Source organism: Leptospira ainazelensis (genome assembly GCF_016918785.1).
Lineage (GTDB): Bacteria > Spirochaetota > Leptospiria > Leptospirales > Leptospiraceae > Leptospira > Leptospira ainazelensis.
The window spans coordinates 1-13,942 of record NZ_JAFFPT010000047.1 but is presented as its reverse complement, the minus strand read 5'-3'; the positions used below and the strand labels follow the sequence as shown (position 1 = coordinate 13,942).

At 42.2% G+C, this 13,942-nt stretch carries 9 protein-coding genes; 5 read left to right on the top strand and 4 right to left on the bottom strand.

Going from position 1 to position 13,942, the window contains the following annotated elements:
• Window positions 1–887: 887 nt before the first annotated feature.
• The 4 genes from JWG44_RS12545 to JWG44_RS12530 all read left to right on the top strand — a co-directional run bounded on the left by JWG44_RS12545 (window position 888) and on the right by JWG44_RS12530 (window position 4,400).
• Window positions 888–1,817, top strand: coding sequence for a fatty acid desaturase family protein (locus tag JWG44_RS12545; protein WP_205275308.1), 930 nt, complete (start codon window positions 888–890; stop codon window positions 1,815–1,817).
• Window positions 1,818–1,891: 74 nt separating this feature from the next.
• Window positions 1,892–2,818 (top strand): aspartate carbamoyltransferase, encoded by a 927-nt coding sequence (pyrB, locus tag JWG44_RS12540; protein ID WP_205275307.1) that lies wholly within the window; start codon window positions 1,892–1,894, stop codon window positions 2,816–2,818.
• 6 nt (window positions 2,819–2,824) lie between these two features.
• Complete coding sequence (locus JWG44_RS12535) at window positions 2,825–3,190, top strand: DUF2203 domain-containing protein (protein ID WP_205275306.1); 366 nt, start codon at window positions 2,825–2,827, stop codon at window positions 3,188–3,190.
• Entirely contained in the window at window positions 3,174–4,400 is a 1,227-nt protein-coding gene (locus JWG44_RS12530) for an LL-diaminopimelate aminotransferase (RefSeq protein WP_205275305.1), read from the top strand. Before JWG44_RS12535 ends, JWG44_RS12530 begins: the two co-directional genes overlap by 17 nt.
• A 559-nt stretch (window positions 4,401–4,959) precedes the next feature.
• On the opposite strand, the gene JWG44_RS12525 is transcribed toward JWG44_RS12530, so the two are convergent.
• From JWG44_RS12525 to JWG44_RS12515, 3 genes are all read right to left on the bottom strand, one after another.
• Window positions 4,960–7,356, bottom strand: coding sequence for a right-handed parallel beta-helix repeat-containing protein (locus JWG44_RS12525; protein ID WP_205275304.1), 2,397 nt, complete (start codon window positions 7,354–7,356; stop codon window positions 4,960–4,962).
• Window positions 7,357–8,273: 917 nt separating this feature from the next.
• Window positions 8,274–9,314, bottom strand: a complete 1,041-nt coding sequence (locus JWG44_RS12520) for an LVIVD repeat-containing protein (RefSeq protein WP_205275303.1) — start codon at window positions 9,312–9,314, stop codon at window positions 8,274–8,276.
• A 10-nt stretch (window positions 9,315–9,324) separates the two neighbouring features.
• Window positions 9,325–12,816, bottom strand: coding sequence for a tetratricopeptide repeat protein (locus JWG44_RS12515; protein WP_205275302.1), 3,492 nt, complete (start codon window positions 12,814–12,816; stop codon window positions 9,325–9,327).
• On the opposite strand from JWG44_RS12515, the gene JWG44_RS12510 reads away from it, so the two are divergent.
• Window positions 12,809–13,066 carry a hypothetical protein gene (locus JWG44_RS12510; RefSeq protein WP_205275301.1) on the top strand — a complete coding sequence of 86 codons (258 nt, stop codon included), beginning with the start codon at window positions 12,809–12,811 and terminating at the stop codon, window positions 13,064–13,066. The genes JWG44_RS12515 and JWG44_RS12510 overlap by 8 nt on opposite strands.
• On the opposite strand, the gene JWG44_RS12505 is transcribed toward JWG44_RS12510, so the two are convergent.
• Window positions 13,053–13,580, bottom strand: a complete 528-nt coding sequence (locus JWG44_RS12505) for a hypothetical protein (RefSeq protein ID WP_205275300.1) — start codon at window positions 13,578–13,580, stop codon at window positions 13,053–13,055. The two genes, JWG44_RS12510 and JWG44_RS12505, sit on opposite strands and share 14 nt — an antisense overlap.
• Between the last annotated feature and the right edge of the window lie 362 nt (window positions 13,581–13,942).

Genomic DNA, 13,942 nt, shown 5'->3' with positions numbered 1-13,942 from the left:
GGATATTGATCCTTTGTTTATAAATTTATAATTTAGAATATACTAATCTATCTTTTATTAAATTTGGTCAAGCTCGGACGAGCGTTCGTTCGGCCTTCTTTTTAAAACCTTTTTCTTGAAGAATGGAGAATTTTTCGATTCGAGAAAGAGGCGGTTTTCTTTTTTTGGATTCCGGAATCGGTCTTCAAATGTATATTCTTTCGCGCATTTTGGAAAAACTATTGAGAATCAACAAGGGCCCCCGATCCGGATTTTCATAGGAGTTCCTACATTTGGGAGAGACAACTTTTTACTTGCAAAATATTCAGTTTCTGATAGAGAAAATTTTCACGATTTTTTTCACCCCGCTCCTCCGCCCGAAAATGGCATACCTTACCCACAAGTTTTAAAGCTATTTAGAATGAAGAAGGATCCAGTAGGATTTCTTGTAGGAGTTCCGACAAAAGCTTTGAGAGGGAATATTCCTTGCAAAATTATAATTCTGTGATATAGGAAAAACACCCGGAGTTTTCCGCCCCCCGCCCCTCCACCCAAAAATCGGGCGGGGCGCGCGGCTTTCACGGAAGAGTTTGTCGTAGTTACGACAGATTTTCCGGAAGATTCAATTCATCTGTGTATAAGCTATTCTTCGAACGCAAGGCCCCACGTTTTTGCTTCTCCCGACATTCGTCTTGTCCTTTCGCGGTTGAGTCGTTTTGGGACGGAAAAGAAAAATCCTTGTCTTTGGTGAAAATCCGGATTCTCCCCCAAAGTTATCTCGCGACTTGTACTCGGATCTTTTTTGATTGAAAATCCTTTTTTAGGAACTCTCGAAGGGAACCTAATTTTCAATTGTAGAATTTTTACTTCTCTTTAAAAAAAGGAAAAACGGTTTCCGGATTCAAAGAATGACAAACGCTCCTCGAAGAAATCTTCCCGAAAAGAAAAATAGATGGATCGCTTTTTTGTTAAGCGTATTCTTTTTATCTTTCTATTTCGGAAACACGATCGGACTTTTTCAATCGATCTGGTCTATCGGAATCCTCCTCTTTTTATCCACGTTTTTTTCCTATACTCTTTGGGCTTTGATTCACGAATGTGTTCACGGAAATTTTTCGAACTCCCGCGACGAAAGTCGTCTTGTTGGAAGAATTCTTTGTATTCTTTTTGGAACTCCTTATCAAGTCGCAAAGACGGCACATCTCATGCATCATAAATTCAATCGGGAAGAAGGGGAAAGAATCGAATTCTTAGAACAAAACGGAACTCCCATTTTGTTCCAAAAAATCTTCTATTACTTAAAACTCTTACAAGGAACCTTTTTTTTGGAAGTCGCCGGCGGTTTTCTTTTATCCTTACCGCTTTCAGTTTCGATTCCATTCGCGGAAAAATATTTATCCCGTCTTCCGGTGCAGAAGGCTTTTTTTAAACAGATTCAAAAACCTGAAATCGTTCGCGAGTTGAGGATCGATTCTTTCTGCATTTTTTTTCTCTTCCTCGCTGCTTTCTTTTTTTCGAATTCTTTCTTCTGGGTTTTAGGAACGGCCTTGATCTTAAGAGGTTTTATAGTTTCCGTCTTGGATCATTCGTATCACTACGGAAAAGAAATCGATGATTCAAATTCTTCCTTCAATCTCGGAGTTCCCCGGATTTTTTCCATTCTCTTTCTCAATTTCAACTATCATCGAATTCATCATTTTTTTCCGGGTTGTCCTTGGAACCGTCTTCCCGATCAATTCGTAAAGACGGAAGATCAAATCGACCTTTCTCTTGTTCGACAAACCTTCAATCAGTTTCGCGGACTTTTGCCTCTTCCTGAAAATTCTAAGATTTTATAAGAATCCCCAAATTTGCGACGTGCTCGGCTTCAATTTGATTGTCAAAAGGGGCATTTTTTACATTCTGTCGCTTAATGTCCTATAATCATAAGAATGTCTTGGATACGGAGCAGTTCTCCAAAGCGGATCTGGATTTTCTCATCGGAAAAACCAGGGATATGGAACGCCTTGTGGAACAGAATAAGGCTTTTGGAATTTTAACCGGAAAACTTTTGGCTTCTCTATTTTTCGAAGCTTCGACAAGAACACGTCTTTCTTTTGAAGCAGCGATGGAACGTCTCGGGGGAAGGGTGATCTCCACCGTCGGGTTTCAATTCTCCTCCATCTCAAAGGGAGAGACGTTGTATGACACCATGAAGATGATCGAAGCCTACGCGGATATCGCAGTGATTCGGCATCCTGTGGAAGGTTCCTCAAGAATCGCGGCGGGGGCCGTCAAAATTCCGGTGATCAACGCCGGAGACGGAGCGGGACAACATCCGACTCAGGCTCTTTTGGATCTTTACACGATCATTTCCGAAAAAGGAACGTTAGACGGTCTTACCGTGGCTTTTATCGGAGATCTAAAATACGGAAGAACGATCCATTCGCTTATCAATCTTCTCAGACACTATAAGGTTCATCTTTATCTGATCTCCCCTCCCGAGTTGGCGCTTCCCGAATCCTATAAAAAAGGACTGGAAGGTTTTTCTATCACTTGGGAAGAAACGGCCGATATCAAAGCCGTCTGGGACTGCGACGTGGCCTACGTTACCCGCATCCAAGAGGAAAGATTTCCGGATCACAAGGAATACGAAAGACTCAAGGATCTTTTTAAAATCAACAAAGAGCTGATTCTTGCTTCGAAAAAGGATACTACGATCTTACATCCTCTTCCAAGGGTAAACGAACTTTCCACCGACGTGGACGATCTTCCGAACGCGGCCTACTTCAGACAGGCGAGATACGGAGTCGTAAGCAGAATGACTCTTCTTTGTCTTTCTTTAGGGCAGGATTTCTAATTCTTTTTGGAACGTAAAATCTGGACATACGAAGAGGCTCGTAAAATTCTACCCACGGTGAGGGAGATTACGGAAGAATACTATTCTTATGTATCGGAACTGACGACGGAACTTCGGGAAAAAATTCTTCCCGAGAACGAAATGGAACAAAAGGAAGAATCGGTTCGGAGTTCGATTTTCGAATGGTCTTCCAAGGTTCAAGAATACGGAATCGAAGTCAAAGGACTCTGGCTCATAGACTTCGATCACGGAAACGGATATTATTGCTGGCACCTCGGCGAGGAGGACCTTCTTTTTGAACACGGTTACGAAGAAGGTTTTGCCGGAAGAAAATTAATCGAAAGGGAAAACGAAGATGGCGAACATCAATGAGAATTATTTAAAATTAAAAGCGGGATATTTATTTCCTGAAATTTCCAAACGTGTAAAGACATACTCCGAAAAAAATCCTTCAGCAAAAATCATACGTTTAGGAATCGGGGATGTAACTCTTCCGATCGTTCCTTCCGTCGTGGACGCGATGGTCGCGGCTTCGAAAGAAATGGGAACGGCGGGCGGTTTTCATGGTTACGGACCGGAACAAGGATATTCGTTTTTGTTAAAGTCCATCGCGGACAACGACTACGGAACCCTGGGAATCAAAATAGACGAAAGTGAAATATTCGTTTCGGACGGTTCCAAATGCGACTGCGGCAACATTCAGGAAATTTTTTCTACGGATGCGAAGATCGCGGTCGCGGATCCGGTCTATCCCGTTTACGTGGATACGAATGTGATGGCGGGAAGAACGGGTGAGATCGGAGCCGACGGAAGATATTCCAATTTGATCTATATGCCCGCGACAAAGGAGAACGGTTTTCAACCTGAGATTCCAAAGGAAAAAGCTGACATCGTCTATCTTTGTTATCCGAACAACCCGACCGGAACCGTAACTACGAAAGAAGCCCTCAAGGCTTGGGTTGAATACGCGAAGAAAAACAATTCTATCATTTTATATGATTCCGCATACGAAGCCTTTATCAGCGAACCCGGCGTTCCCCGTTCCATCTATGAAGTGGAAGGTGCGAAAGAGGTGGCGATCGAGTTTCGTTCCTTTTCCAAAACTGCGGGTTTTACGGGGCTACGTTGCGCTTATATCGTGATTCCAAAAGAGCTCAAAGGAAGAACCAAGGCCGGAGAAGAAGTGAGTCTCAATTCCCTTTGGAGTAGAAGACATACTACGAAGTTTAACGGGGTTTCGTATGTGACTCAGAAAGGCGCCGAGGCTTGTTATTCTCCTCAAGGAAAAAAAGAAATTCAAGAATCCATAACATACTATATGTCCAATGCCGCGAAAATTCGCGAAGGTTTGAAAAAAGCGGGATACGAAGTTTTTGGAGGAGTTAACGCCCCTTATATCTGGCTTAAAACTTCCGACAATCTTTCTTCTTGGGATTTCTTCGATCGTCTATTAGAAAAAGCTCAAGTGGTAGGAACCCCGGGTTCAGGTTTTGGTCCTGCAGGAGAAGGGTATTTCCGTCTCAGCGCTTTTGGAAAAAAAGAAGACGTAGAAGAAGCAATCGCAAGAATCTCCGCTCTTTAAAAAGTTTTTAACTTAGAAAAAGCCCTGTCCGTTTGAGTTTTTCTGAATCGGACAGGGCTTTTTGTTTTCAAATTCTATCTCCCGCTTTTTTTAGAATTATTCTTTAGTACATTCGTATTTCTTAATTTTATAAAATTATTACAAACGACTTATCGTTTTCGAAATAATAAACCCGGAAATTCCGCTTTAAAAAGGAAACTATATAAATTCAACTTCCGAATATTGAATTTGATAAGCGAAATGCTTTTGGTGTTAAATTTTTAATTCGTTTTTACTTTGCCGCTTGTTTCAAAACCTATCGAGCACCAATGGAACCGAGACGCTGAGTTTCGCAAAAGATGGAACTCGCACTTTTGAACTCGAATCGAAATTCTAAAATAAAAAGACGTTCGAAGAAGAATCGGATCATTGATTCCTACAAACTTTCGAAAGAAAAATCTGCTTAAAAAAGACTCTACTTCGAGCCGAAGAACGTTTCGGTTCGAAGTAGACTTCTTATTCTCAAAAGCATTCTCCGAGAATATAATAAAATTAGAATCTATTAAAAAATAAATGAACCCTAAGGAACACAACTTCCGTTGTATTCGAAGGCTCCGATCGAATAGCCGAAAGAGCCGGTCGGTACCGGGGCAGGAAGAACGTTAGCCGTTCTTGTAGCGCCTCGGATATCGCGCTGGTAGATTTGAGAAAGTGGAGGCGGATAACCGGGATCCACTCCTCCGTAAACCGAATTGCATCGGGAGTTCCCGTTCAGAAGAAAAACGTCCAGGTTTCCGGTCGGCGCCGGAAAAAGCGGATCGTGGTTGAAATTCATCGCGGTCAAATTGGTAAGAAGAGCGATACAAAAGGTGGATTCCCTCAGGCTGGCGGGTTCCGGTCCGCAAAGACGAAACGTTCCGCCGGGAAAGGATTGAACCGGAATATTACAGCCTAAAAAGTTATTCCCTCGAATATCGGATGCTCCGTTCACGCTATTCGTGTCATAGTTCATACAAATCCGATTGGTCGCCGCCGGATTTGCACTTAACTGATTGTTGACCACGTTTACGTTCAGAGCTCCGGTTGCTTGGTGATGGATTCCGTAAGAACGAGTGCTTCCGTTTCCCCCGTAGATCGTATTGTGTAAAACGTAAAAGTTCGGAGAGTTGATGGACAAAGCCTGGATGCCGCTTGACGTTGTGGCGGTAACCGCCGGAGTCCCGTTTACATGAAACGCGTTGATGATGTTATTCGCGATCACCAAAGACTGAGTCGTACTGTTCACCGCGTTGCCGACGGTAATTCCTATGGAAGAATCGATACCGTCGTTTAGGGTTAAGTGCGAACCTCCGCTGATCGAGTTGTTCAATACGAATCCTTGTGTTCCGTTTAACAAACGTAAGCCGACCGACATGGAGTTGCCGCTTCCACCCAGGATATAATTTCCGGAAACGATAAAGGATGGCGAAACGTTCGAAGCGTAGACCCCCGATCTTGAAATCATCAGTGCGTAGGCGGCTGCGGAATTGGAGCCGAGAACGATGTTTCCGTCGATCGAAAGCGAGCTTGCTCCCGTATTGATATTGTTCAACCAGATTCCCGTCGAAACTCTGTTATTCGAATTGGTAAGGATCGTAAAACCTTGAATCAGAACGTCGGAAGTGAGGGCGAGTCCGCCGCCTGCGATCGGAGTGCAGGAAGTGGGATCGTTTGCACCGCAGACACCGATTCCCATGTCGTCCCGAATCGTGGTCTGAAAGGCGGCGGTATCCCTTAGTTGAAAGTCCGGTCTAAATCCTCCTAAGAGCTGCAGTCGATCGATCAAAAGAATCCGATCGGGGATCGTAGCGATGGAATAAACTCCCTGAGAAACCAAAACAAAACAAGGAGAAAGGACATTACACTGAGAAATCGCAAATTGAATATTCGCACAAGCGGTTGCAACGGTGCTGCAAGTACCGACAGCCGCACCTCCGACGCTCACGTATTTTATCTGATTCGTAACCGCGTAACTCGCGGGCCTAGGAAGATTGAAAGGACGATTGGTTCCGGCTTCCGTACAACCCGCGAGTTGTACGCACTGTCTAAGACCGTTGTTCCAGTTTGGATTCGGACTGATCGTGAGTCTATTCCCGTTGTAATTTGCGGCGACCGGGGGGAGGGCCGCAGCGCTCAGATCCGCCAAACACGTCGCAGGCGGAGCTACAAAATTACAACTCATCGGAGTGACCGGTTTTGAAAATGTAAAAATCAGATTGTCATTCGGGCCGATCACGGTTTGATCCACGGGCAAAGAATCGGTCAGGCTCAAACAATTCACGTTGAGCGTCACAGGTGCACCGTTGACCGTTCCCGCAGCCGCGGGAACCGGTTCCAGGATACAATTGTGTTTGTTGGGATTTGTAAGAATCGCGGCCGAATAAGAACCCGAATCGGGAACCTGAGCCGAAAAGGAATACGTACCGTCGGTCGTAAGATTCAAGGTATCGACCGCTCCGTTTCGAACGGAAAGAGTTCCGGTCGCGGTGCTCGCGATTCCGAAAACGTTGAGATTGAGCGCGAAAAATTTAGTTCCACAGTTGATCTCGACAAGATTCGAAGCGGGGTTTAAGATTCCGGTAGGATTGGTAATAACACAGGTTTGGCTCGGAGTTGTGACAGGTTGAGAAACGATCGAAACCGTAAATTCGGAATACTTAGTTTTCTTTTTTGAAAATTCAAAATCACCGTTCCCCGCGATCGAAAGGATTTCGGAGTCCTGATCCGAAATCGTAAAAGACGCGCCGCCCGCAAGTCCTTGCACTCGAACCTTGAGCTGAATCGGACTTTGCGAGTTTGTCAGAAAATTTGAGAAAATCGCGGTATCAATAAAAGAGGATCCGTCCGGTTTTCGAATACAATTGGAAAGAAGGAAGGAGCTTAGAATCAGGATTAAAAGTGAAGCGTAGGGATATCTGAAATTATAATACTTATTCATCGATTTATAAAGAGGTTACCTGAAAGAACAACATACGGAGATTCTTGATTTTAGTTCATTTTTTAAGGAGTGGACTCACTTCTTATAGAGTAGGAATTCTCAAAACCATCGAACGAAGTCAGGGCGGAACGTTTACACGGGAGAATTGTCGCTTAAGGACTGGCGATCTTGACTCTATCGAAAAATACCGATGAGTAAAAATCGCTCTTGGAAGTTTAGAATTCGGAGCTATTTTGCTCTATTTTCGTTCCGCGGCGAGCGAAGGAAAGGGTTACATTCTAAGGGAGGAATTCTCCGGAGGGTCTGATTTGTTTGGGAGGAACATTTTAGAACTTGTCCTAAAATCTCAAAATTCATCGTATAGAACACTCGGTTTGTTCGAAATAAAAACGATGGAGTTCCAACAGATTACGTCCCTTAAAGCCGTTTATGCACTTTCTAAAGGATTGATTGTTGATAGATTCTGATTGGAGTTCCTACACTCCGAGGTTTTGCAATAAATTCTGAATTAGAATTCTAACAAAAACCCCGCTCGTAAAGTCATCATTTTACCCCTAAGCTATTTGAACCTTAGAATGGATTTTGTAACAAAGACAACGCAGGGAAAACGCCACGCGGTCCTATCCCGAAAATCACATATTCAATATACAAGCCGTTTGAATCTTAAAAAAAATCCATCATGACAAGGATTATAAAAATGTAACCCATGTCTCTGGTCTATAGGTTCCGAGATGTACATTACATGATTTTAGTGGGCGGACAGGCGGCAAAAGTTTCCAGACGATTGCGCCATCGAAAAATAATCATTAGCAAGCAAAAGTCTTTCTGAGTAGGAACTCACATGGGTCTTTGGAGGCGCGGGGAGCCCCTGAATCCTTCGCAACAACTTAGGAGCAAAGAAGAACTCGATCTAAAAATCATTCCACGATTTTTTGAAGCAAAGAATCTTCGGAAATCAAGAATGTAAGAAAAGAATTTCCGTGAATAGCGAACAAGTGGTTTCCCCTTTTATAAAGAGCACTCAAAGAATCGAAACAATAAAGATCATTTCGACGGGAATCATATTCGTCTTCGTCGGATTCGGAAGATTGATTTTTTACTTTGGAAGGAATTTCGACATACTCCTTTGTTTCTCTGTTTTCGAAAAGTTCAAACAAAGGAAGAATCTTTTTTTGTTTCCGATCCAGATAAGAATAAGAATAATCAAAACAACAAAGTATGTTTCCATCCGATAGAGGAAGACATTTTACGGGGCTGTTACGAATCGCAATCGGGTCTCCGATCGCTCCAAGATTCTTATCTAAAAGTAGAAGAGAAGAAAATTCTTTTTTTCCTTTTTTGGTTTCTCCGAAGAGAAGAAACTCCTCGCCGTTCGGGAATATTTTGGAGGGCTTAAAATCCGGAAAACTATGTTTTTCGATTTTGTTTAGATTCCCATTGAGTATGGAGATAGAATATAAGAATTCGCTGTTATTGGTGAGTAAAAAACTATCTCTAAAAGGAACGAGTTGCTTGACAAAACCCTTATCGATTTTCTGCATGAACGTCGGCTGAATCGTATCCGGCTTTTTTAAGTCTACGATTCCAACTCCTTGCCAGTTCATTGCAAGAACGGCTTTGTCCTCGCGTATTTGCAGGTCGTAGAGATCGTATCCCAACAGAATATAAGATTCTAAAAATTTTGGATTTGAGATCTCGCTAAGATCAAATTCGTGAAGAGCTCTGAGACTTTCAGTCGCATACAACTTGTCATTGTGAATCGCAAGACTTCCGATCGAACGTTGAAATCGAATCGAACGTAGATGTTTTGGATCGGCCGGATCTGTCAGGTCGAGGATGTGGATTTCGCGCGCTAACCCGTACAATTCGCAGACGAAGGCGTGACTTTTGTGAATCAGAAATCGGTTTGCGGAATTTAGGGGGATTCTTTTTAGAAGTTTTAATTGTTCTTTATACATTCGTTTGTCCTCAAGGAAGAGAGTTTAGAAAATCTTGATATGTTTGGTTTCCGATGATGGTTGAAAAATCGGTTTCGGAAAGAATCTTTTTGCGATTGTAAATTTCGGGTTCGATGGAAATCGCATCTTTTAAATGAGATACCGCCTGAGAGGCATCCTCCAATTTGGAATACAGACAAGCCGCGTTGAACTTTGCCATGGCGAAATACTTTCTAAAAATCGCGGCGTATTCTTCTTGGATATCAGGTCCTAAAATTTTTTCCATATCCAGAGCCGATTTGTCTTTTTGATAATCGAAACGACTCCAATCCATCGAGAAAAGATTCTGAAAGAGATCTTTTGCTTTCTCCAAATTTCCGTTTTGAATATAAAGCACTCCCAAGTTACCCGCAATCAGAACATACTCCGGTTTGCGCGAATCGGTCTTTTTAAAAATTTGGTCGGTAAGTTCTTCCAATTCTTTCAATTGATTTTCGTTTTGAAAGGCCCAGTGGACGGAGAGAAAACAGTTTACGATCGTATCCTGATCCAGGGTCTTTACCGCATTTACGATCGCTTTCGAATTCTTCTTTTCCTTTAGATGATTGAAAAGAATTTTTCCGAGTTCTTTCGAGCTCATCTTATCGTAATTCCGGATAAAATAGGAGAGATGCTCTAAAAACACGGGGTGATCGTAGAGTTTGTCTTTCAAAAAAGAATCCTGATAAAAAAGTTTTAGATAGGGAAAGAGGACTTTTTCATCCGCAGTCCAATCAAGAACTTGGAGAATCGAAGATTCAAAACGTTTAGCCTCTTTGATCAGCTTAGAAACTACTACAAAGTTTAAGGAAGAATTTTCCGGCTTTAAATGGGAGACCATTTTTTCGGAGGAAAGCGTTCCTAACGTTTCGAGGACTTTATATTCTTCCGCTTTCTGTTTTAGATAGATTTGCTGTTCCGTAAAAACGAGCTTGGAATATTCTTTTTCCAAAACCTTGGAGAATAAATTCATACGAAACGAACCCAGGTTACCTGCGAATTTACCTTCGTTGTAAAATTCTTTTTCAAAGAGTATCTTTGTTCTATCGTAAAACGCGTAGACTTCTTCGGAAGATACGTTTTCCCAATCCCTATGAGATTGAAGACAGAATAAGAAAAAAGCTTTGTTGAGGACGTAGTCTTCTTTCCATAGATCGGGAAGAATCTTTTTTAATTCTTCCATTGCGTTTCTCAGACCGTATTTGTTCTCGATCGTTTTTATTTTTAAGAATCGTAGAAAAGCGTTGTCTGGAAGTACTTCGATCGTTCGGTTTAGAATTTTTTCACATTCTTCGTTCGATTTAACAAAAGCCTCAACCGCTTTTGCGGAGATACCTAAGTCCAAATCATTCTGTAATTCTTCTGTGAAAGACATTTGCGATCGAAGAAGAGTCAAAATTTCAGTATTCTCCGAAATGATTTCAAAAAAAGTAGGCTCCTTTATTTTAGCGGATTTTTTTTGGGATTCTAAAAAGAAAAGCGCGAATCTCCTCACGAGCTCGGACGGTGTGTCTTGCAAGGCCAGGAGAAAGTATGCAAAAATCGAATCTCTTTCCTTTCTCTTTTTAATATTTTCGTAATAGAGTCGAAAGCCCGGTTCGCTGTCATAGAGAAGTTTTTCCCAAGTGGAAGAAGAGTTTAGTAAATCCGGAGAATTCTCGATCACTTCCGAAAAACGTTTCCAACGATTCTCAGGCGCTTGTTTGGACCATTTCGAGTAAAATTCTTCCATGTAAAATTCGTTATTTTTATGGAGTTTGTGGATCAGCGGATGAATATCTTCCGCTCCGATCTCGTAAAAAACGGGAGCGAGATTTCGCGTAACGTCTTCGTTGAAATATTCTCGATTGTATCTTTCTAAAACGTCCGTCAAAACCGGAACGACGGGTTTAGCCTGTTTTCCGAGCACGAGCAAACGATCTTCGAAAATAAAATCCCAGGAATCCCCGAACCAAGGAAATTCCTCCGGCATACAACGAATCAATCCGATCATCTGGTTGATGTATTCTTCCGTCGCATTTTGAAGAATCGGGCTGTATTTCGAATCCCAGTCGCCGAGTGAAAGACGTGTTCGTATTTCCATCGCCCTGAGTTTGAATCCAGGGTGAGGGAGTTCCTGCAACCGATCGAGAGTTTTTTCAAAAGCGGCTTTGAGTTCCTCTCTGTAAATCTCCGGTATTCCCAGATAAGAATCTACGATCGTACATGAGAAATTCAGAATATATGGAAGTGCATTCTCATACGTATCCCCAAGCGGCTTTGGAGAATTGAGAAAGATTTCTTTTTGAAAATCTTTTGCAGTTTGTAAATGAAGCTCCGATTTCAGCTCCGCAAGTTTCCAAAAGAAATTGGAATAATCCGAAGCCGGATAATGTCGAATTTTTTTCCAGAAGACGGACATATCCAGACCTTGCGAGACGGAAATTGGGTTTTGCAGTGACGATAAATCGGAAGGTGAGTTTTCGCTTTTGAGGAAGGTTGTTTTCCATTCCGGCTTTTTGTCTTCGTCTCCTTTATGAAGTGAGAAAACTCCGGCTTGCAAGAGTAAATCTTTCCACTCCGGATGAGAATCCGCAAGTTCTAAGAGAAGTTTATATTCTCTCGAATCCGCTTTTTCAAAAAAGGAAAGCGCGAAGAGAAATTCTTCACTTGAAGAAACGGGATCATTCGTTTGTGAAGAAGATTGGTATGTCTTGTAATGTGGATTCTCTTTTAGTGAATCGAGTTCGATCCGAGGAAGCACCTCGAAGAGAAACGGCTTTCCTTTGTAGTCGTAACATTCTTGGGAATCGATCAATACGAAGAACGGAAACTTCTTCGGAATTTTTGCAAATCGTTCTTCGGCGAGGAGCGTTTTTACGATGTCGCTTATCATTTTTGAAAAAAGGAGCAGTTTTGTTTGGACGTGAAGATCGTTCCCGGAGACTTTATTTCCTTCGAATACGATCGGATATTTTCCTTCTTGGAGATCGTAAATAAAATCGTAATATTCGGAAGATTCTCCCGGAGGATAAGAATCCGCATCCCAGATCATTTCGTGATTGAGCCCGAACGCGGAATCGATTTTTCCTTCGGAAAAATCGAAATATACCGAATCCATCACAGCGTTGCAGAATTCATAGTCGGACATTTTAAAAAGAAATCCATTGAACGGTTTGAAACGATGGGAGAGGAGATTTTCTTCCGTTAGACTCTCTTCTAAATTTTTCAAAATTCTTTCGACCCGGCTTTGAAGAGGTTCCGAAAAATGAAACGCGTCATTCATTTCTTGAAAGTGAGTGAATAAGTTTTTTATCGAGTCAGAATCTTCTTCGTGAAAGAAGTCGGTCGGTTTTCCTTTTTTATTCTGACTTGTTTTGTTTTGAAAGATGGAGGATAAGAATTGAAAGGCTCCTTCGTAGTCGAATCGATCCAAATAATGGAAGAATTGGGAATTAAAATCAGAAGTTGTTTCTTCCTTGGAAAGAGCGGGATTTATGATCATAGGCGAGCCTCGATGGAAGTATTTGAGTTTTCGGGGATCTATCTTTAAGATCCGTAGCAACTTTGAATACAAACAACAAGAGGACTTAAAGAATTACTTTCATTATTTTTTTTCCACACTTGTCAATTTGCAATGTGAAAGAATGAAAATTGCTTCGATCGTTTTGAATTGTGTGAAAAAAACCGATTTGAACTTGTATTTCGATCGAATCGGTATCGGAGTATGTATAGAAGAAATTAGGGGAGGATGATTTTTTTCGTTATATAACTGTCAAAGAAATTACCCGGACTTGAATCGAAGTAACGGTAAGAACTGACAATGATACAAGCATAACTCTGAGAAGAAAGAGTAACTTTTGGAGTTGAGTAGGATCCGATCGGGACCGTTGCGCCGAGTCCTACTTCTTTTCCGAGATGTATAAAATCGAAAGTGATCCCGGCGCCGCTCAGCGGAGAGGAACCGCTTACGTCCAGATAGAAGCTGTCTAACACTGCTGCCGTTGTTTCTTTTGCCGTAAATTCCAAGAGTGTTCCGTTGACGGAAACTTCTATACAATGTCCCGCACAATTTCCGACCGTAACGGGAGCCGGAACCGCTCCGGCACATTCATTTGTTAAGGGAGGTGTTCCCGGGGATGGTTGAGGTGTACCTGGAGGCGCTCCCACAAGAGGAGAAGGAGGGGAAGAAACGATTTCTTTCGAAGACCTTCCAAAAGCGTTGGATGCTATTACGAGGACTTTGTAGTGTAACGGTAATTTCGGCAAAATAAAAGTAAAACGATCCGGAAAGAGAGAATCGGGATTTATTTTTTCTTCTTCTTTTTCTTTTGAGCAATTACCAGGAGGTAAGTCCGGGCGTGTTTTTTTGGTTTTTCTGTTGGGGATGAAAGAGAGGTTGTTTGGAAAAAGCGGTTGTGGTTTTGGAACGTGGGAACTCTCACGCTTTTCTCAAGGAAGAACTTCTCTGAACGTGGGAACTCTCACACTCTCAAGAAAGAACTTCCCTGAACGTGGGAACTCTCACACTCTCACGGAAGAACTTCCCTGAACGTGGGAACTCTCACACTCTCACGGAAGAACTTCTCTGAACGTGGGAACTCTCACACTCTCACGAAAGAACTTCCCTG

Coding starts and splice junctions, on each gene's coding strand:
- JWG44_RS12545 (WP_205275308.1), top strand. CDS start 888: ATGACAAACGCTCCTCGAAGAAATCTTCCCGAAAAGAAAAATAGATGG.
- pyrB (WP_205275307.1), top strand. CDS start 1,892: ATGTCCTATAATCATAAGAATGTCTTGGATACGGAGCAGTTCTCCAAA.
- JWG44_RS12530 (WP_205275305.1), top strand. CDS start 3,174: ATGGCGAACATCAATGAGAATTATTTAAAATTAAAAGCGGGATATTTA.
- JWG44_RS12525 (WP_205275304.1), bottom strand. CDS start 7,356: ATGAATAAGTATTATAATTTCAGATATCCCTACGCTTCACTTTTAATC.
- JWG44_RS12520 (WP_205275303.1), bottom strand. CDS start 9,314: ATGTATAAAGAACAATTAAAACTTCTAAAAAGAATCCCCCTAAATTCC.
- JWG44_RS12510 (WP_205275301.1), top strand. CDS start 12,809: ATGATCATAGGCGAGCCTCGATGGAAGTATTTGAGTTTTCGGGGATCT.
- JWG44_RS12515 (WP_205275302.1), bottom strand. CDS start 12,816: ATGATCATAAATCCCGCTCTTTCCAAGGAAGAAACAACTTCTGATTTT.